Genomic DNA, 18,517 nt, shown 5'->3' on the forward strand with positions numbered 1-18,517 from the left:
CCTCTCCAGTTCACCGAAAAGCCTGACGGTTAGATTCCGTCCTCTGCTAGCGCATCCGACGAACAGTACAGGAAATCTAAATAGGCGGAGTATGAAGCATTCCGCGCTTCATCGAGATCCTCCCAACTGAACTGTGGAGTATCCTCAAATGCTAAGGAATAGACCACATCGGCGAATTCCACCAGCTTACCGCTTAGATCCACAGTCGCGCTTATAACTGACGGAGGACCCTCCATGTACACTTGCGCCTGCGCGTGTCGATAATTGCGACTATCGCCTATATAGGCATCATATGCTTCACCTGCCCGTTGCCGCCAATGAGATTCGCCCTCGTCCCCTTCATCCCTCCAAACTGCTAGGTATTTCCTCGCATCGCATAATCGCCCATACTGCTTCCAATGATCTTCGATGTATGAAGCATAGGCGACCTTGCGCGGCTCCCTTGCCGCTCTCGCATGCTCAGCACGCAACTGCTCATGCGCCTGAGATCGAGAGAAAATCGCCGCAATTATGCCAGCACCACCTGTGCCTAAAGCACCGACCACAGCACCTAGAACGGCCGCGAGACCTGGGTCCATAAAGGATCACCTTCTACTTCACTCACTTGTCAGCGAGATAGGTTTTTACCAAGGACGCCAATATCGCGGAGCATCATCATCACGTAGCGATGAGACTCGACGCCTATATTCGTCCGCCACGCTAGCGCTCTCCTTGACGTTCTGCATGAGCCATGTCGTCATGCCGAACTCTTGGATTCCGCGTAGTGTCGGGTAGCCGTGCCACTCGTAAAGATCTCGGCCGTACGCGGACACGAAGTCTGCGTACTGGTCGTCCGTTTGCCAGCCGATGCTGTGGTGTTCTACCGCCGTGACCATCAGGTCCCACTCCGGGTGATCGAAGCAGAAGCCCTCAAAGTCTATGACGATCACTTCGCCTTGCTTGTTCACCATGAGGTTCTGGACGTGGGCGTCCCCGTGGACCGGGCCCTTGGGTGTCTCGAAGGTCAGCTCCGCGTACTTGTCCTGTAGCTCCCGCTGCCTCTTCCGCAGGAACGCCTTGTCGTCTTCCGGGATCGGCGCCATCTCAAGGCGCAGCTCCCACTTGTCGAAGGGCTCGAAGGGCGGCAGCTCCAGGCCGGCGGGGAGCGTCAGGGAGTGGATGCCGCGTAGGGCCGCGCCCAGTTCGCCGTAGGTTGCCTTGCGGTCGCCCTCTTCGATCAGGTGCCAGAAGGTGACCGGGTGGCCGTCGATCGAGAGCGGCTGGTCCACGTCTTCGAGCACCCGGGCAGCCGGGAACCCCTCGCCCTCCAGCCAGCGCGACACCCCCACCTCCTTGCGCGCCGTCGACAGCCACTCCGGGCCGCGGGCGATCCTGACGACGACCGGGGTCGAGGCCAGACGGAACAAGGCGTTCTCGCCGAAGCGGATCAACTCCGCGCCCGTGTCGCTCAGCCCGGCGGACCGGCACGCGGCGGCCATCACCCGCGCCGCCCGTTCCGACGTGAACCCCTCTTCCGATGACCGAGCAGCGTCAGACGCCATGCCGGAACCAGCTCCCCTAGTCGTGCGCGATCCACCGACGCACGCACTGCGGGTGACCAACCCGACGCGCGCCGGACACGACTCAGACCGTACCCACCCGGAGGCATCCCTGACGAGGCCGCACATACGTGGTGCCCGCACCCCCAGCCATGCGGGGAGTACGGGCACCACGTGCCGGCGAGCGGAGCGTCAGACGGCGGCTGTGACCGGCACCTTCCGGTCGTCGGAGTCGAGCGAGTCCAGCGAGTCGATGTCAACGTCGTTGATGTCGAAGCTCGTTGCCGAGTTGTACTTGTCGCGGTCGAGGATTCCCTCCTGCGCGGCGACTATCAACGTGCATACTGATTGTCCAGCAACGTTCGTCGCCGTGCGGACCATGTCCAGGATCGGGTCGATCGCCAGCAGCAGGCCCACGCCCTCCAGGGGGAGGCCCAGGGTGGAGAGGGTCAGGGTGGTCATGATGGTGGCGCCCGTGAGGCCCGCGGTGGCGGCGGAGCCGATGACCGAGACGAAGGCGATCAGGATGTAGTCCTGGATGCCCAGGCTGACGTCGAAGATCTCGGCGATGAAGATGGCCGCCAGGGCCGGGTAGATCGCGGCGCAGCCGTCCATCTTCGTCGTCGCGCCGAAGGGGACCGCGAAGGAGGTGTACTCCTTGGGGACGCCGAGGCGTTCGGTAACCTTCTTGGTGACCGGCATCGTGCCGACCGAGGAGCGGGAGACGAAGGCGAGCTGGATCGCCGGCCAGGCGCCGCGGAAGAACTGCAGGGGGTTGACCTTGGCGACCGTGGCCAGCAGGAGCGGGTAGACGCCGAAGAGGACCAGGGCGCAGCCGATGTAGACGTCGGCGGTGAAAGTCGCGTACTTGCTGATCAGGTTCCAGCCGTAGTCGGCGATCGCGAAGCCGATGAGGCCCACGGTGCCGAGGGGGGCGAGGCGGATGACCCACCACAGCGCCTTCTGCAGCAGCTCCAGAATCGTTTCGCTGAACGCGATGATCGGCTGGGCCTTCTCGCCGAGCTTCAGGGCGGCGACGCCGAGGGCCGCGGCCATGAAGACGATCTGCAGCACGTTCAGTTCGGTGAAGGGCGTGATGACGTCCGTCGGGATGATCCCGGTGAGGAAGTCGATCCACGAGCCGCTGTCCTCGGGGGCCGCGCCGTCCTTCGGGGACAGGTCGGTGCCGGAGCCGGGGTTGGTGAGCAGGCCGATGGCCAGGCCGATGGCGACCGCGATCAGCGAGGTGGCGAAGAACCACAGCAGGGTACGGGTCGCGAGGCGGGCGGCGTTGTTGACGTTCCGCAGGTTGGTGATCGACACCAGGATGGCGAAGAACACCAGCGGGGCGACCGCCAGCTTGAGCAGTTGGACGAAGATGGTGCCGATCTGGTCCAGGGTGTCCTTCAGCCAGGCGACGTCGCCGGTACGGGCGGCCCAGCCGAGGAGCACGCCGAGGACGAGGCCGGCGAGGATCTGGGCCCAGAAGGGCACCTTGGGTATCCGGAAGCCGCTGCGCGGCTGCGCGGTGGGGGCGGGGGTGGATGTGGACACGGGCGTCTCCGTGACTGGGCGCACCGGGCCGCCTCGTCCGGGCACGGTGGTGCCGGGACCGGGACGACGGGCGCGCGTCTGCTACTTGGGGAATGTGGTGCGTGACCGGGTCAGAGCGCGGGGACTAGCGGCTCTGACATGCCGCGGACAGGCAGCGGCAGAGATCGACGTGCAGGCGCGCCACGAGCAGAGGGCTCGTAGGCATGCGTAGCGCAGGCACCGTCGTCGTCATGACGAGAAGACTAACACTCCTGCTTTGACATTCCCATAGTGCGGCTTTGGGGGTGACGGTGACGCCCCTCACGTCCCCCTGCGCGGTCCTCCCGCGCCGCGCCCCTACGCGGTGCCGCGCGCCTCGTCGTCCGCCTCGTCCTCGCGGCTGCGGTTCGCCGCCAGCCGCTCCTTCGACTTCTGCACCCGGCCCACGATCTGCTCCGACATCTCGTCCCGCTGCCGGCGCAGCAGGATGAAGCTCAGCGGCGCGGAGACGACGATCGACAGCAGCATGACCCACAGGTAGTTCGAGTCGCCCAGGCCCGCCGGGAGCGCGCCGACCCGGACCATGACGGCCAGGATCACGAACGACGCGGCGAAGACGCCGAGGCGCATGGCGGTGTAGCGGACGGCGGGGTTCGGTTTGGGGGTCACGGCTGACAACTTCTCTCTGCTCTCTGCTCCGTCGGTCAGGGTGGTGCTGCGTGCGGTGGTGCTCCGTGCGGGGTGGTGCTGCGCGCGCATGCGCGGCGTGCGCGTGCGGGTCGTACTCAAGTATGCAGCGGCAGCCACATCGTGATGTCGTCGCGGTAGTCGTCGTCCGCGACCCGTATCGCGTCGGGTACGCGGCCGACCTCCTTGTAGCCGCAGGACGCGTAGAACGTGTCGACCCCCGTCCCGCCCCGGCACGTCAGCCGGATCCCCCGCATCCCCGGCAGGCCGCGTGCCGCGTCCGCCGCGGCGGCCATGAGGCGGCGGCCCTCGCCCGTGCCCTGCCGGTCGGGGTGGACCATCACGGTGTACAGCCAGCACCAATGCCGCATCAGGCGGTGGGTGTTGAGCGTCAGAAAGGCGGTGGCAGCGGGGCGGCCGGCCCCGTCGAGGGCGGCGATCAGGTGGGTGCGGCCCTCCGCCATGGCCGCGAGGTGCCTGACCAGCTCCGGGCGGATGTCCGCGGGCGTCACCGGCGGTACGAAGCCCACCGCGCCGCCCGCGTTGCTGACGTCGGCCCAGAGCGTGCATATGCCGTCACGCAGGGCAGGGGTGACCGCCGGGTCCAGCTCGTAGTGCAGGGTCATGACGGCCTCAGAAGCGCATCGGCTGCGGCGCCTCGCGCCGCTCCGGGTCCGGTCCTGCGTGCTCGCGGACGGCGGCGTAGCGCGCGTCGCGCTCGACCGGGTGCAGGCCCGCGTCCTGGATCAGCCCGACGAGTTCCGCGGCCGGGAGGGTCTCGGCCGCACCCGGGGCCGGGGCGAAGTCGTCGGCGCCGTGCTGGAGCGCGAGCTGCGCCGTCTGCGTGCCGTACGCGGTCCACGCGGCCCGCACGTGCGGCACGTTGTCCAGCAGCAGCCGCGCCAACGCGAACGTCTTCAGCGCCACCGCGCCCGTGACCCGCCCCGCCGCCAGCGGCACGACGGCCAGCAGGCCGGCGCCGGCGTCCTGCCGTTCGCGGAGCGCCAGGAGCGCGTCGACGGTCTGCGCGGGGTCCTCCTCCCCGTACGGGACCTCCGCCACCGGCTCCGCGGGGTCCGAGGCCGCCGCGAAGTAGCCGCGCTCCCCGTGCCGCCGCATCCGCGCCTCGTGCGCGAGCCCGCCCAGCCAGGCCAGGTCACCGCTCCCGTACAGCGCGACACCGTCCGCCCGGCTCAGCCGTGCGCCCGCGCGCGCCTTCTCCGCCAGCTCGCGCCTGAGCCCTGCGTCCACGCGCCGCCTCCCAGCCCGTAAGTCACGTTCCTGCGCATCTGCGCGTATCCGAGCCTACGCGGCCTACTCCTCCGCGATCTCGCCCACCCTGCTCTCCCACATCGTGGACAGCACCACTGTCGTCGCCGTGTGCGAGACGCCCGTGATCCGCGACATCCGCCGGACCGTCTTCCCCAGCCCGTCCACGTCCGGCGCCCGCACCTTGAGCATGAAGGAGTCCGCCCCGGCGATGAAGAAGCAGTCCTCGATCTCCGGCAGGTCGCGCAGCCGGTCCGCGACGTCGTCGTGGTCCACCGCCTCGGAGAGCGAGATCCCGACGAGCGCGGTGACGCCCCGGCCCAGCAGGGCGGCGTCGACGGTGGCGCGGTAGCCGGTGATCACCCCGGCGGCCTCCAGGCGGTTGATCCGGTCCGTGACGCTGGGTCCGGAGAGCCCCACGAGCCGGCCCAGCTCGGCGTACGAGGCCCGGCCGTTCTCCCGCAGGGCCTGGATGAGCTGCCTGTCGACGGCGTCCATGTGCGATCTCAAGCCTTCCGTGCTGCTGTGCCGGCTGCCGGCTTTCTGCTGCGTGCGTGTGCTGCGTGCGGTCTGCTGCGTGCTGTGTCAGCGGGAGCGCCCCAGCTCCCCTTCCCATCTGCGATAGAGCTTGTGCGCCACGCCCGCGGCGTCGAGGGCGCGGCCGGCGACGAAGTCCACGAGGTCCTGGATGCCGGTGGCCCCGGCGTAGAAGGCGGGTGCGGCCGGGAGGACCACGGCGCCCGCCTCGTCCAGGGCGACCATCTGCCGCAGCGTCGGCCCGGGCAGCGGCGTCTCCCGTACGACGACGACGAGCGGCCGGCCCTCCTTCAGCGTCACGCTCGCCGCGCGCTGGAGGAGGTCCTTGGAGAGCCCGAGCGCGATGCCGGCCACCGCGGCGGTCGACGCCGGGACGACGATCATGCCCTTCGCGGCGTACGAACCGGAGGAGGGGCCGGCCGCCAGATCGCCGGCCGCCCAGTGCCGTACGCCGGACAGGTCCATCGCCGGGTCGAAGGCGTCCGGGCTGCCGTCGGCGCCGACGGCGAGCCAGCGCCGCAGGTCGTCGCGCCAGTGCGCGTCGCGGAACGGGCCGCCCGTCTCGTCCAGCAGCGTCAGCCGCGCGGCCCTGCTGACGACGAGGTCGACGGCCTCCCCGGCCTGCAGCAGCGCGCGCAGCACGGCGGCGGCGTACGGGGTGCCGGAGGCGCCGGAGACGCCGACGACCCAGGGCCGGCGCCGGTCGCGGCCCGGCTGCCCGGCGTGCGGCTCGGCGTGCGGCACCTCGGACGGCGGCCCGTCCGGGTCCTCGTACGGCGTCTGGTGCGGCGGCTCCACCCGGCGAGCCTATCCGGCACCGGGAACCGCGGCGCAGGCCGCCTGCGTTTCCCTCAGGGAGGACACACTGGTCCGAAGGGGGCTCGGGTGATGTACGAACCTTACGGGCGCGGCACCCCCGCCGCGCGGCCCGCACGGGCGGCTCGGCCGCCGCGCGGGCGAATATACGTGAAGCGCGCCGCGCTGGTGATGCTCGCGTGGGTGGCGCTGCTGTGGGTGCTGGAGGCGGTCGACCAGGCCGGCGGCAACAAGCTGGACACGTACGCGATCACGCCGCGGGACTTCGGCGAGCTGCGTGACGTGATCCCGGCGTCGTTCATGCACTTCGGCTGGGACCACCTGTCGGCGAACACGGGGCCGCTGCTGGTGCTGGGCTTCATAGCGGCGATGCGGGGGATCGGGCGGTTCGTGGGCGTGGTCGCGGTGATCATGCTGGTGAGCGGGCTCGGGGTGTGGCTGGTCTCGCCCGCGGGCACGGCCACGGCGGGCGCGTCCGGGGTCGTCTTCGGCCTCTTCGGCTACGTGGCGGTGCGCGGCTTCGTCGACCGGCGGATGTCCGACGTGCTGATCGGCATCGTGGTCGCCCTGGTCTACGGCTCGATGGTGTGGGGCGCGCTGCCGACGGACCAGGTCCTGGAGCAGTCGATCTCCTGGCAGGCCCACCTCTTCGGCCTCCTGGGCGGCGTCCTGGCGGCCTTCTACTTCAGCGACCGCAGAAGGGGCGCGCTTCGGGCGGGCTAGGGTCTGTGTCCGAAGCGGAACGGACGATCACCCGGGGGATGGGACGTATGCCCGAGCAGGACCCCAGCGACGACCGGGCGGCCGCACAGCCGCCCGGAGACCCGGCCGGACAGCAGCCACCGCTTTTGCCGCCGTACGCACCGCCGGGTGCCCCGACGCCGTACGCACCACAGGGCGCCCCCGCCCACTACCCACACCCGGGCCCCGCCGTCCCGTACCCGCCGCAGCTCTACCCGCACGGCCCGCCCGGCAAGCCGCCGCCCGACTCGGCGATGTGGGCGCACCTGTCCGCGCTGCTCATCTTCATCGCCGGTACCGGCGCCTGCTGCATCGGCTTCCTGATCGCCTGGATCGGGCCGCTGAACATCCGCGGCAAGTCCGGGGACCCGTTCGTCCGCCACCACGGCACCGAGGGCCTGAACTGGGGCATCACCCAGATCGTCGCGGTCGTCGTCTTCGGCGCGCTGACGGGCGGGAGCATTTACCTGGCTGAGGAACAGGGCTGGCCGGAGTGGGTGCCGGCGGTGCCGATGGCGGCGTGGGGGGTGCACCTGGCGACGTCCTTCGCCTTCGCGATCGTCGGCTGCAGGCGGGCCAAGAACGGTGTGCTGTGGTCGTACCCGCGGGCGGTCGCGCTCCCGTTCACCAAGCCCTCTGGGAGACCGATGCCGTGAACGCGGCCGCCGTTTTCCTCGATGGCGACCCCGCCGGGCTGCGCGCGCTCATCGACGGCATCGACGCGCTCGCCACGGAGCAGCGCCCGAAGAACTCGGCTCCGTGGGGCACCGGCAAGCGCCGCCTGCGGGTCGGCCGCTACCGGGCGATCTACCGGATCGACGACGGCATGGTCACCGTGCTGGTACTCCACGCCGGCCGTTGGGCGGCATGACCCCGGCGGGTCAGAGGCTCAGGTCGCGGACGAAGAGGTCTGCTGCGGCGCAGCAGAAGAGGATGATGCCGATCACGCCGTTGAGGGTGAAGAACGCGCGGTTCAGGCGGCTCAGGTCGTCCGGGCGGACGATGCTGTGCTCGTACGCGAACACGCCCGCCACCACCGCCAGGCCGACCCAGAACAGCGCGCCCGCGTCCGTCGCCAGGGCGTACCAGACGAACAGCGCCATCGTCACGACGTGCGCCACCCGCGCCCCGTACAGCGCGCCCGCGATGCCGAAGCGGGCCGGGACCGAGCGGATGCCCTGGGCGCGGTCGGTGTCGACGTCCTGGCAGGCGTAGATCAGGTCGAAGCCGCCGATCCACACGCCCACCGCGAGCCCCAGCAGCACCGCGGGCCACGACCACTCCCCCGTGACCGCCAGCCACGCGCCGATCGGGCCGATCGCCTGGGCGAGGCCGAGGATCGCGTGCGGGTACGTCGTGAATCGCTTGCCGTACGGATAGACCACCATCGGCACCGCCGCGACCGGCGCCAGCACCAGGCACAGCGGGTTCAGCAGTGCCGCGGCGCCCAAGAAGATCGCCAGCGCGATCAGCGCGCCCGTCCACGCCGAGCGTACGGAGACCGCGCCGGTGACCAGTTCGCGGTGGGCGGTGCGCGGGTTGCGGCCGTCGATCTCGCGGTCGATGATCCGGTTCGCGGCCATCGCGAACGTCCGCAGCGCCACCATCGCGACCGTGACGAGCAGCAGTGTCCCCCACTCGATCGCCCCGTCGCCGTCGACCAGCATGGCCGTCAGCGCGGCGATGTACGCGAACGGCAGCGCGAAGATCGAGTGCTCGATCATCACCAGCCGCAGAAAGGCCCGTACGCCGCTGCCCGACCGGGCGGGGCCCGGGCCGACGACGCTCCCCGCGGCCGTCACAGGCCGTACTCCCGCCACCGGGCGTCGACCTTCGCCGCCGTGTCCGGATCGGAGACGACCATCTCCGGCCAGCCGCGCGTGTAGCCCTCCTCGGGCAGCTTCGCGGTGGCGTCGATGCCCGCCTTGCCGCCCCAGAACTGCTGGTACGAGGCGTGGTCGAGGTGGTCGACCGGGCCCTCGACGACGGACAGGTCGCGGGAGTAGTCGGTGTTGCCCAGCGCCCGCCAGGCGACCTCCTGGAGGTCGTGCACGTCGCAGTCGGCGTCGACCACGATGATCAGCTTGGTCAGCGACATCATGTGCGCGCCCCAGATCGCGGACATGACCTTCTGCGCGTGCTTCGGGTACTTCTTGTCGATCGAGACGATCGCGCAGTTGTGGAAGCCGCCCGCCTCCGGCAGGTGGTAGTCCACGATGTCCGGCACGATCACCTTCAGCAGCGGCAGGAAGAACCGCTCGGTGGCCCGGCCCAGCGGCCCGTCCTCGGTCGGCGGGCGGCCGACGACGATGGACTGCAGCAGCGGGCGGCGGCGCATCGTGACCGCGTCGATGGTCAGCGCGGGGAACGGCTCCTGCGGGGTGTAGAAGCCGGTGTGGTCGCCGAACGGGCCCTCCGGCAGCTCCTTGCCGGGCTCCAGCCAGCCTTCGAGCACCACCTCGGCGTGCGCGGGGACCTGGAGCGGCACGGTCTTGCAGTCGACCATCTCGACGCGCTTGCCGCCGATGAAGCCGGCGAGCATGTACTCGTCCATGTCGCCGGGCAGCGGCGCGGTCGCCGCGTACGTCACGGCAGGCGGGCAGCCGAAGGCGATGGCCACCGGCAGCTTCTCGCCGCGGCGGGCGGCGACCTGGTAGTGGTTGCGGCTGTCCTTGTGGATCTGCCAGTGCATGCCGATGGTGCGGCGGTCGTGGCGCTGGAGGCGGTAGAGGCCGAGGTTGCGCACGCCGGTCTCGGGGTCCTTGGTGTGGGTGAGGCCCAGGTTGTAGAAGGACCCGCCGTCCTGGGGCCAGGTGAAGAGCGCGGGGATCGTGTCGAGGTCGACGTCGTCGCCGGTGAGCACGACCTCCTGGACCGGCCCGTCCTTCGCCTTCCGCGGCGGTACGTGCGCCATGGTGCCGAGCTTGCCGAACGCCTCGCGTACGCCCGTGAAGCCCTGCGGCAGTTCGGGCTTGAGCAGCCCGCCGATGCGCTCGCCGATCTCCGCGTACGAGCCGAGGCCGAGGGCTTTGAGGAGCCGGCGGTCGGTGCCGTAGACGTTCATCGCCAGCGGCATGGCGGAGCCCTTGACGTTCTCGAAGAGCAGCGCGGGTCCGCCGCCCTTGTTCACGCGGTCGGTGATCTCGCCGACTTCGAGGTACGGATCGACCTCGGCCTTGATGCGCTTGAGGTCGCCGTCGCGCTCCAGAGCCCGCAGCAGCGAGCGGAGATCGTCGTAAGCCATGCGCCCCAGTATCCGCCAGGCGCCGGGCGCGATCCGCGAAGGGGGTACGGGGCGGGGCGCGGGCGGGGTCGCGGGGGTGTCCCCGGCACGGATTACCCTGGACGGACCGCGGGATCCGTACGGGAGCCGCACCGAACCCGGCGCGGGGGACCGCCGCACCGCCGCTGCACCGCACGTCGAAGGGCCCCACATGCTCAGGTATCTGCCGTTTCTCCTGGTCCTGGCGGTGTGGATCTATGCGTTCATCGACTGTCTGAACACCCCGGAGAAGGACGTACGGAACCTGCCCAAGCTGGTCTGGGTGGCGATCATCGTGCTCTTCGGCTCGGTGCTCTTCGGCCCGCTGGCGTGGTTCATCGGCGGCCGGCCGCGGGGCCGCCCGGTGATCGCCGGCGAGGGCGCGGGCGGCGGCGGGCGCCGGCCGGGGCGGGGCGGCTGGGTGGCGCCCGACGACAATCCGGACTTCCTCCGCTCGCTGGGCGAGGACCGGCGGAAGGACGAGCCCCGCGGGGAGCCTCGCGAGGAGCCGCGGCAGGAGCCGGAGGACGAGCGCGGCCGCGAGCGGGACGAGGAAGGTCCGGAAGGACGCCAGGGACCCGACGAGGACCGGCGCTGAGACGTTAACCTGACGCGGAGACGCAGCGGGGGCCGAGGCCGTAGCCCCGCGACATTCAGGGGGTTTGCCGCGTGCTCCGCTACCTGCCGTTGTTCGTCCTCCTCGGCGTGGTGATCTACGCGCTGCTCGACTGCGCGACCACGAGGAAGGAAGACGCCAAGCACCTCCCCAAGATCGCCTGGATCATCCTCATCGTCCTGTTCCCGCTGCTGGGTTCGATCGGCTGGCTGATAGCCGGCCGCAATCGCCGCCGCCCGCCGGCCGGCGGCTCGGGCGGGGGCGGCGGCACCGGCCGGGGGCGGCGCTCGACGTGGGTGGCGCCGGACGACAACCCGGAGTTCCTGAAGAAGCTCGGCGACGAGAACGCGAAGGGCGACGAGGGCAAGAGCGACGAAGCGGACGACGGGGATGACGGGGACGACGAGGGCGAAGGCGACGCCAAGCGGGACGGCGACCCGCGCAAGAAGTGATCCCCGCCTCCCCCGCGCCCGAAGGGCGAGCCGGCGTCAGTCCCAGCTCCCGGTGGTGATCATCCACAGGTGGCCATCCGGGTCGGCGAAGGTGCCGGTGTAGCCCCAGGGCTGCTTGGCCGGCTCCGCGACGATCTGCGCGCCCGCCGTGCGGGCGCGGCCGACCAGGGCGTCCACGTCGGCCTCGGTGCCGGCGGAGACGCTGAGGACGCACTCGCTGTGGCCGCGGGGGGCGACCTCGTGGTCGCCGGTGATCCAGCCGAAGCCGCCGGTCGGGACGAGCATGATGCGCAGGCCGTCGGTCACGGCGAACTGCAGCGGCTCCGGCACCCCGTCCTCGGCGAGTTCGCCGATGGCTTCGAGACCCAGTCCTTCGCGGTAGAAGCGGTGGGCCTCGCGGCGGTCCGCGGTCGGCAGGGCGACGGTGACGGGGGCGGCGAGCATCGGGTGTCCTCCTCGGATCGGTTTCCTTACCTCTGCAGACGGACCGCGTGCCGCGGACTCATCGGTCGTCCGCGCTTGCAACCGGTACCCGGGTACAGGTTTACCGTCGGGAGCGTCCCCGCCCGCGGGGACGCGACGACGGGAGTGAGCGCCATGAGTGACCTTGCGTGGGTGCCGCGGTCCTGCACGCTGCCCACCGCGGAGCGGCCCCTGCGGGTGGCCGAGTGGGACGCGCTGTTCGCGGCCGGGCCGGTCTCGCTGTCCCGGCCGGGGCCGCTGCGGCTGCGGCTGGTGCTGGCGGACGGTCCCGGAGTCGGGGAGCGGGTACGGGAGTTGGCGGCGCGGGAGAGCGGCTGCTGCTCGTTCTTCACCTTCACGACCGGCACCGACACCCGCCGCGCCACCGGCCGCCACCAGGACCGTACGGCCGGCCGGCTGTGGCTGGACATCGACGTGGACCCGGCGCACGCGGCCGTCCTCGACGCCCTCGCCGCGCGGATCGCCGCGGCAGCGGCGCGGTGAGCGGGACCCTGCGCAGCGGGCAGGTCGCCGCCGCGGCCGGCGTGCACGTACAGACGCTGCGCTACTACGAGCGCCGCGGCCTGCTCCCCGCGCCCGCGCGCAGCAACGGCGGCCACCGGCTGTACGGCGAGGACGCGGTGACCGCGCTCCGCGTGATCAAGGCGGCCCAGCGGCTCGGGTTCACGCTGGCCGAGGTCGCCGACCTGCTGGCCGCCGGGCGCCGCCGCCGCGGCGGGACCGCCGCCGGGCTCGGGGACCGGGCGGCGGCGAAGCTCGCGGAGGTCGACGCGAGGATCGCCGACCTGACCACGGTCCGTACGGCACTCGCCGCCGCCGTCGAAGCGGGCTGCGACGACCTCGCCGCCTGCGCCTCCTCCCCCCGCTGCCCCCTCCCCTTCCCCGCCCCCGCCCCGGACCGCTGACGCGCCCCGGCATGGCGCCCGGGTCCGCGCCGCGCACAATGGGGCGGCAGGTTCGGGCGGCGAAGGGCGGATGATGGGCGCGGGTCGGAAGTCGGTCGGGCCGGTGGACGCCTCCGTGGCGCACAACGCGCGGGTGTGGAACCACTGGCTCGGCGGCAGGGACAACTACGCCGTGGACCGGCAGGTGGGCGATCACGTGGCGGGCCTGTTCCCGGTGATACGCGACGTGGCCCGCGCCGACCGGGAGTTCCTGGGGCGCGCGGTGCGGTACCTCGCGGGCGAGGCGGGGATACGGCAGTTCCTCGACGTCGGCACCGGGCTGCCGACCGCGGAGAACACCCACGAGGTGGCCCAGCGGATGGCGCCGGCGGCCCGGATCGTCTACGTCGACAACGACCCCCTCGTCCTCACCCACGCCCGCGCCCTGCTCACCGGCAGCCGCGAAGGCGCCACCGCGTACGTCGCCGCCGACGCCCACGACCCCGAGGCGATCCTGCTCGGCGCCGAGCGCACCCTGGACTTCGGGCAGCCGATGGCGGTCATGATGCTGGGCATCCTCAACTTCGTCCTGGACACCGGCGAGGCGCGCCGGGTCGTACGCCGGCTGATGGGGGCCGTACCGCCCGGCAGCTACCTCGTACTCACCCACCCCACGGTGGAACTGGGCGGCGAGGGCAACGCGGCGGCGATGCGCTTCTGGAACGAGAACGCCACCCCGCCGATCACCGCCCGCAACCGGACCGAGGTCGCGAGCTTCCTCGACGACCTGGACCCCCTGTCCCCCGGCCTGGTCTCCTGCACCCACTGGCGCCCGTCCCCGGGCGGCACCGCCGGCACCGCCGGCACCGCCGGGCTCCCGGAGGTACCGCAGTTCGGCGCCCTGGCCCGCAAGGTCTGACCCCCGGGCCCGGACGCCGCGGTCAACGCGCCGTCTCCGCCGGTGCCGTTGCCGGCCGCTCCATGGCCCGGTCCAGGTGGGCGATGTTCGCCGGTACGTCGTCGCTCTCCGTGCTGCGGATCAGTTGCAGGGCCGGCTGGACGAGGCCGCCCGGGCGGGCGATCAGGCGGGCCAGCACGGCGGCGCGGACGTCGAGGCGGTCGATCGTGGCGGCGCGCTGCTCCTCGTTCTGGCCGGCGAGGAGGACAGCGTTGTGCCACGCCTCCTCGCGGGACCGGCGGACGCTGAAGTCGAGGATCTGCTCGTCCGTACGCGCGCCGATCGTGTCCAGCAGCGACAGCAGCGGCGACAGCGCGCCGACCGAGTCCTCCACGGCCAGGACCACGCTCGCGAGGATGTCGTTGATCAGGAGGAAGTCGCGCCGGAGCGACCGGATGTCCTCGCCCGGGGAGGTCCGCGCGGCCGCGACCGCGAGGTCGAGGTTGATGTGCGCGTTCACCCCGAGGATCAGGTGCTGGACGATGACCGTGCGGTCGTCGTCCAGCAGCCCGAACGTCTCGCGCCAGCAGCGCGGTCCGCCGCGGTCGCGGCGCCAGGCGTCGTACGCCTCGAAGTAGCGGTTGCCGAAGAACGTGTCGAAGCGGTCCATCCGGGCCCCGTCGTCGAACCGCCCCTCGTGGATGGCCCCGCGGACCTCGACCGTCACCTGCCGGTACAGCGCCGCGAAGTACCCTGCCCGGTCACCGTCCCGCCGGGCGTCCCGTACGATCCCCGCCAGTCCGTCCACGACCTCGTCGATGTTCTCCGCCACCGCGACCCACTCCCCTCTCCGCACGCCTCGTCCAGCCGTGAACCGTCCTATCACCGCCCGCCGGGGAGGGGGCCCGGCCGATCAGCGGCACCCCTTCCGGTACTCGCCCGTCGGCGGCGCCGTCTTGATCAGGCCGTCGGAGTTCTCGGCGCGGTGGGCGCGGCAGCCGGTGCGGCGGTCCGCCCCGGGCGCGTAGACGAAGGCGCCGTGGACGCCCTCGGTCTCGTAGATGCCGAGCAGTTCGTCCACGTAGTCCGCCTGGACCTGCTCGTCGCGGACCGGGTCGCCCACGATCCGGCCGGTTTCGAGGTCGATGGCGTCGAAGCCCATGCCGCCCTTGTCGTCGGCGCCCCGGTAGGCGCAGCAGCCGAACTCGGTGATGACGACGGGCCTGCCGTGCCGGTGGAGGCGGCGGATCTGCTCGGCGCAGGATCTCGCGGCGTACGTACTCCGGCCGCCAGAACTCCGCGCTCGGTGTCTGAGTTCACCCCCTTCAGCGCCAGCCCTCCGCCCTTCCGGCCGGGCCCGCCACCACCGCCGGCGTCCGGGGTCCCGCACGGGTGACGGACACCTCGCCTGATCGGGTCGGCCTCCCCCGCCCACCGCCATCTGTGTGACCGGTCCAGTACACCCTGTCACCCAGCGGCGCTACGGTACCGGTCAGGGAGTGAACGACCGCCGGCCGGCAGGGAGATCCCATGCACATCACGATCACGGCACAGGGCGGGCCGGAGGGCGAGGAGGAGCTGCGCTCCTTACGCAGACATCTGGAGGACGACCCGGCCATCCCGCTGACCCCCTCCATGGGACTCACCCTGGAGGCCATCGAGTTCGTCACCGGAAGCTCCTTCGACCTCGCCAACCTGGTCCTGGCGCTGTCCGCCTGGCGGGCCTCGCGGCCGGTGAGTTCGACCCTGGAGGTGCGGCAGGACGAGCACACCGTACGGCTCTCCCCGCAGGCCCTCGCCAACCCCCAGACGACCGACGCGGCCCTGCGCCCCCGGCTGCCGCTGCCCCACCTCTCGTACGCCGTGCTGATCGGTGTCGCCGACCACGTCCCCGAGAGCGGCCTCCGGCCCCTGCCGGCCGTGGACCGCGGCTGCCTGGAGCTGCGGGACGTACTGGGCGACTCCCGGATCTGGGGCCTGCCGACCGGTCGGTGCCGGCTCGTCCGGCCGCAGAACCGCGAGCAGCTCCTGGACCCGGTGGCCCACGCCGCGCGGCAGGCGTCGGACTGCCTGGTCGTCTACTGGGCGGGCCACGGCCTGACCCACGACGGCGCGCTCCATCTGGCCCTGCCCGACAGCCGCGAGGACGACGTCCCGGGCACCGCGGTCCCGTTCACCGACCTGCTCCGCCGGCTCGGCGCCGCCCCCGACCCGCCGTCCCGGACGATCGTCATCCTGGACTGCTGCCAGGGGAGTGTCGCCTTCGATGCCGTACGAAGGGAGGTCGAAGCCGCCGAGTTGCGCGACATCTACGTACTGGCGGCCTCGCCCCCCGGCGGCGACGCGGTCGGCACCACCGGCACCGGTCTCACCGCATTCACCCAGGCCCTGGTCGAAACGGTCCGGGCCGGCATCGGCAACCACCAGGACTTCCTGACGCCGAACGACATCGCCGCCGAACTGCGCCGGATCGTTCCCGGCCAAGGCGGCCCCGAGCCCCACACCTTGGACCCGCACTCGGTCGGCAGCCGGCCCTTCGTCCGGAACCTCCGGGCCAAGCCGGGCACCGCGCACCTCTCCTGGCCGCGCCGGTACTCCAGGGCCCTCACGGCCGTGGCGGTCGCCCTCGCCGTGATCACCGGCGTGGGGGTCTGGAAGGGCTCCTCCGGCACCGGCACGACCGGCCCCTGCTCGGAACAGGTCGGTCTGCTGGGCTACTCCGACGCCCTGGACACCGTCGCGGAACCCACGCCGGTGCAGGGGCTTTCGGCCCTCGCCGTCACCGGGGACCGCACTATCCTGGCGCTGGGGGACAACCGCCCTCCCCGCCTCCACTCCCTCACCCTCGACGACGCGCGGCTCGTCCCCGCGGTCGGAGACGCCACGATCCTGCACCCCCGGGACGACAAGCTCTCCGCCGCCGACATCGACGGCGAGGGGATGGCGGTGGACGGGAAGAACGTCCTGATCAGCTCGGAGGCGGGGCCGTCGATCCGGTCGTACCGACTCGGCGACGGGATGCAGAACGGAGAGATCGCCCTGCCGGAGGGCTTCGAGGACTCCAGCCCCGCACGGCGGCTGGAATCCCTGAGCCTGAGCGAGGACCGCACCCAGTTGTACGCGGGTATGGAGGGCCCCCTGCACATCGACGGCGAGTCGGCGGGCCGCAGCCAGGTACGGATCCTGCGCTACACCCGTTCTCCGGGCGGAGAGTTCGGCAAGAAGCCCCGGCAGTACGCGTACCAGACCGAATACGGGCTCTTCCTCACCGAGCTGATCGCCCTGAGCGGCGACCGGCTGCTCGCCCTGGAACGCGGCTACATGCCGGAGGGCAATTCGGTGCACCTGTTCCTGCTGTCGCTGGCGAAGAAGCCGGACATCAGCGGGACGAAGTCGCTCTCCGGCATCACCGAGGACTCCTGGGTGGAGAAGAAGCCGCTGGCCAATCTGGTGAACTGCCCCACCGCCGGCGCACCTCACAAGCAGCCTCAGCTCAATCCCCTGCTGGACAACATCGAGGGCATGGCCCTGGGCGAGCATCTGCCGGACGGCCGCCGCGCCCTCTACCTGGTCAGCGACAACAACGCCAACACGAAGAACCAGACGACCAGGTTCTACAAACTGAGCGTGGACCTGTCCTGACGTCCCGACACTCCCGGAGGACCTGATGAACGGATGGTGGCGGGCCGGGCTTCCCGCGCTGCTGCTGACGGTGTCGTCGCCGGCCGCCCCGGCAGCCCCCGCAGAGCCCGCCGCGTCGCCGACGGGCCGGCCTGCCGCCTGCTCGCCGGGTACGACGCTGACCGGCTTCTCCGACGCCCTCGACAAGACCGCCTTCGAAGGAACCCGGGTCGCAGGGCTCTCCGCGCTGAGCGCCCGGGCGGGCTCGCCGGTCCTGGCGCTGACCGACAACACCGACGCCGACGAGGCAAGGCTCTACCACCTGGCCGTGCGCAGCGCTCCGGGGCACGTCGGGGCGGCGGTACGCGACGTCACCGTCCTGCGCCGCCCGGACGGTGCTCCGTACACCGGGACCGACTTCGACGGGGAGGGCCTGGTCGCCGAACCCGCGGGCACGGTGCTCGCCTCCTCGGAACGCGAGCCGTCCATCCGCCGGTTCCGCCTGTCCGACGGCCGGCAGACGGCCGAACTGCCGGTGCCGCCGCGCTTCCGGGTCGCCCCGGCCGGGCAGGCCCCGGCCAACCAGACCTTCGAGTCCCTGACCGCGGCGCCGGACGGCCGCACCCTGTACGCCGGCCTGGAAGGCCCGCTCGACGCCGACGGCCACGACGAGGCGGACCGCGGCCTGCTGCGCATCCTGCGCTACGACGGGACGCCGGGCGGCGCCTTCGCCCCCCAGGCCCAGTACGCCTACCGGGCCGACCCCGGTCTCGGCCTGGCCGAGCTGGCCGCGCTGGACCGTCACCACCTGCTGGCCCTGGAACGCGGCTACACGGAAGGAGTCGGCAACACCGTCCGCATCTACCGGGTTTCGCTCCACGGCGCGCCGGACGTCACCGGCCTCCCGTCGCTCACCGGGGCCGGCGCCGGGGTCTTCCTCACCAAGCGGCTCCTGGTGGACCTGGCCGACTGCCCGCCGTCCGGGGCCACATCGCCGCAGCCGCAGCCCAACCCGCTGCTGGACAACGTGGAAGGCATGACCCTGACCGGCCACCGCACCCTCGTGCTGGTATCGGATGACAACGCCTCAGCCCGGCAGATCACCCGCCTTTACTCCCTCCGCCTGGTGGGCGGCTGAGATGCGTCCCGCCGCCCCGCCTCAGGGAGTTGCCGAGCAGTC

The 18,517-nt window shown here is 71.6% G+C and carries 23 protein-coding genes; 10 read left to right on the forward strand and 13 right to left on the reverse strand.

The window, feature by feature from the left end; genetic code table 11:
* Window positions 1–29 precede the first annotated feature (29 nt).
* The 8 genes from CXR04_RS34835 to CXR04_RS14355 form a co-directional block, all read right to left on the reverse strand.
* Window positions 30–578, reverse strand: a complete 549-nt coding sequence (locus CXR04_RS34835) for a hypothetical protein (RefSeq protein ID WP_159072319.1) — start codon at window positions 576–578, stop codon at window positions 30–32.
* A 45-nt stretch (window positions 579–623) separates the two neighbouring features.
* Window positions 624–1,541, reverse strand: coding sequence for a phosphotransferase enzyme family protein (locus CXR04_RS14325; protein WP_101422468.1), 918 nt, complete (start codon window positions 1,539–1,541; stop codon window positions 624–626).
* Between the two features lie 189 nt (window positions 1,542–1,730).
* A complete protein-coding gene (locus tag CXR04_RS14330) occupies window positions 1,731–3,092 on the reverse strand; it encodes a dicarboxylate/amino acid:cation symporter (protein ID WP_101422470.1) in 1,362 nt (453 codons plus the stop codon).
* Between the two features lie 336 nt (window positions 3,093–3,428).
* A complete protein-coding gene (locus tag CXR04_RS14335) occupies window positions 3,429–3,740 on the reverse strand; it encodes a DUF4229 domain-containing protein (protein WP_101422471.1) in 312 nt (103 codons plus the stop codon).
* 116 nt (window positions 3,741–3,856) lie between these two features.
* Entirely contained in the window at window positions 3,857–4,384 is a 528-nt protein-coding gene (locus CXR04_RS14340) for a GNAT family N-acetyltransferase (protein ID WP_101422473.1), read from the reverse strand.
* A gap of 7 nt (window positions 4,385–4,391) precedes the next feature.
* Window positions 4,392–5,009: a hypothetical protein gene (locus CXR04_RS14345; protein ID WP_101422474.1), complete on the reverse strand. Its 618-nt coding sequence runs from the start codon at window positions 5,007–5,009 to the stop codon at window positions 4,392–4,394.
* 63 nt (window positions 5,010–5,072) lie between these two features.
* Window positions 5,073–5,525 (reverse strand): Lrp/AsnC family transcriptional regulator, encoded by a 453-nt coding sequence (locus CXR04_RS14350; RefSeq protein ID WP_101422476.1) that lies wholly within the window; start codon window positions 5,523–5,525, stop codon window positions 5,073–5,075.
* Between the two features lie 87 nt (window positions 5,526–5,612).
* The gene (locus CXR04_RS14355) at window positions 5,613–6,308 is read right to left on the reverse strand and encodes a UbiX family flavin prenyltransferase (protein ID WP_199850633.1); all 696 of its coding nucleotides are present in this window, start codon (window positions 6,306–6,308) and stop codon (window positions 5,613–5,615) included.
* Window positions 6,309–6,530: 222 nt separating this feature from the next.
* On the opposite strand from CXR04_RS14355, the gene CXR04_RS14360 reads away from it, so the two are divergent.
* The 3 genes from CXR04_RS14360 to CXR04_RS14370 are packed head-to-tail and all read left to right on the forward strand — an operon-like array spanning window position 6,531 to window position 7,992.
* Window positions 6,531–7,103 (forward strand): rhomboid family intramembrane serine protease, encoded by a 573-nt coding sequence (locus tag CXR04_RS14360; protein ID WP_101422480.1) that lies wholly within the window; start codon window positions 6,531–6,533, stop codon window positions 7,101–7,103.
* Between the two features lie 47 nt (window positions 7,104–7,150).
* The gene (locus tag CXR04_RS14365) at window positions 7,151–7,777 is read left to right on the forward strand and encodes a DUF4870 domain-containing protein (RefSeq protein WP_159072320.1); all 627 of its coding nucleotides are present in this window, start codon (window positions 7,151–7,153) and stop codon (window positions 7,775–7,777) included.
* On the forward strand, window positions 7,774–7,992 hold the full coding sequence (locus tag CXR04_RS14370; RefSeq protein ID WP_234380220.1) for a type II toxin-antitoxin system RelE family toxin: 219 nt from the start codon (window positions 7,774–7,776) through the stop codon (window positions 7,990–7,992). Before CXR04_RS14365 ends, CXR04_RS14370 begins: the two co-directional genes overlap by 4 nt.
* A 10-nt stretch (window positions 7,993–8,002) precedes the next feature.
* On the opposite strand, the gene mqnP is transcribed toward CXR04_RS14370, so the two are convergent.
* On the reverse strand, window positions 8,003–8,923 hold the full coding sequence (mqnP, locus tag CXR04_RS14375; RefSeq protein ID WP_101422486.1) for a menaquinone biosynthesis prenyltransferase MqnP: 921 nt from the start codon (window positions 8,921–8,923) through the stop codon (window positions 8,003–8,005).
* Window positions 8,920–10,365 (reverse strand): menaquinone biosynthesis decarboxylase, encoded by a 1,446-nt coding sequence (locus tag CXR04_RS14380; protein WP_101422488.1) that lies wholly within the window; start codon window positions 10,363–10,365, stop codon window positions 8,920–8,922. The genes mqnP and CXR04_RS14380 overlap by 4 nt, the downstream gene beginning before the upstream one ends.
* Window positions 10,366–10,591: 226 nt before the next feature.
* Here CXR04_RS14380 and CXR04_RS14385 point away from each other — a divergent pair, with 226 nt between their 5' ends.
* Window positions 10,592–10,981 carry a PLDc N-terminal domain-containing protein gene (locus CXR04_RS14385; protein ID WP_442802458.1) on the forward strand — a complete coding sequence of 130 codons (390 nt, stop codon included), beginning with the start codon at window positions 10,592–10,594 and terminating at the stop codon, window positions 10,979–10,981.
* Window positions 10,982–11,052: 71 nt separating this feature from the next.
* The gene (locus CXR04_RS14390; RefSeq protein ID WP_101422492.1) at window positions 11,053–11,451 is read left to right on the forward strand and encodes a PLD nuclease N-terminal domain-containing protein; all 399 of its coding nucleotides are present in this window, start codon (window positions 11,053–11,055) and stop codon (window positions 11,449–11,451) included.
* A 36-nt stretch (window positions 11,452–11,487) separates the two neighbouring features.
* Here the strand turns inward: CXR04_RS14390 and CXR04_RS14395 are convergent, their stop codons facing one another.
* Window positions 11,488–11,895, reverse strand: a complete 408-nt coding sequence (locus CXR04_RS14395; RefSeq protein ID WP_101422494.1) for a VOC family protein — start codon at window positions 11,893–11,895, stop codon at window positions 11,488–11,490.
* 153 nt (window positions 11,896–12,048) lie between these two features.
* Between CXR04_RS14395 and CXR04_RS14400 the strand changes: the two genes are divergently transcribed.
* The 3 genes from CXR04_RS14400 (at window position 12,049) to CXR04_RS14410 (ending at window position 13,737) form a co-directional block, all read left to right on the forward strand.
* On the forward strand, window positions 12,049–12,417 hold the full coding sequence (locus CXR04_RS14400; protein ID WP_101422496.1) for a hypothetical protein: 369 nt from the start codon (window positions 12,049–12,051) through the stop codon (window positions 12,415–12,417).
* The gene (locus CXR04_RS14405) at window positions 12,414–12,839 is read left to right on the forward strand and encodes a MerR family transcriptional regulator (protein ID WP_101422498.1); all 426 of its coding nucleotides are present in this window, start codon (window positions 12,414–12,416) and stop codon (window positions 12,837–12,839) included. Before CXR04_RS14400 ends, CXR04_RS14405 begins: the two co-directional genes overlap by 4 nt.
* 73 nt (window positions 12,840–12,912) lie before the next feature.
* Entirely contained in the window at window positions 12,913–13,737 is an 825-nt protein-coding gene (locus CXR04_RS14410) for an SAM-dependent methyltransferase (RefSeq protein ID WP_234380221.1), read from the forward strand.
* 22 nt (window positions 13,738–13,759) lie between these two features.
* Here the strand turns inward: CXR04_RS14410 and CXR04_RS14415 are convergent, their stop codons facing one another.
* Both CXR04_RS14415 and CXR04_RS14420 read right to left on the reverse strand, forming a co-directional pair.
* The gene (locus CXR04_RS14415) at window positions 13,760–14,572 is read right to left on the reverse strand and encodes a DUF5995 family protein (protein ID WP_234380222.1); all 813 of its coding nucleotides are present in this window, start codon (window positions 14,570–14,572) and stop codon (window positions 13,760–13,762) included.
* 57 nt (window positions 14,573–14,629) lie between these two features.
* The gene (locus CXR04_RS14420) at window positions 14,630–14,878 is read right to left on the reverse strand and encodes a hypothetical protein (protein WP_101422504.1); all 249 of its coding nucleotides are present in this window, start codon (window positions 14,876–14,878) and stop codon (window positions 14,630–14,632) included.
* A 368-nt stretch (window positions 14,879–15,246) separates the two neighbouring features.
* Between CXR04_RS14420 and CXR04_RS14425 the strand changes: the two genes are divergently transcribed.
* Window positions 15,247–17,358, forward strand: coding sequence for an effector-associated constant component EACC1 (locus CXR04_RS14425; RefSeq protein WP_101422506.1), 2,112 nt, complete (start codon window positions 15,247–15,249; stop codon window positions 17,356–17,358).
* A 25-nt stretch (window positions 17,359–17,383) separates the two neighbouring features.
* Window positions 17,384–18,475 (forward strand): esterase-like activity of phytase family protein, encoded by a 1,092-nt coding sequence (locus tag CXR04_RS14430; protein ID WP_101422508.1) that lies wholly within the window; start codon window positions 17,384–17,386, stop codon window positions 18,473–18,475.
* Window positions 18,476–18,517 lie beyond the last annotated feature (42 nt).

The organism is Streptomyces sp. CMB-StM0423, from assembly GCF_002847285.1.
Lineage (GTDB): Bacteria > Actinomycetota > Actinomycetes > Streptomycetales > Streptomycetaceae > Streptomyces.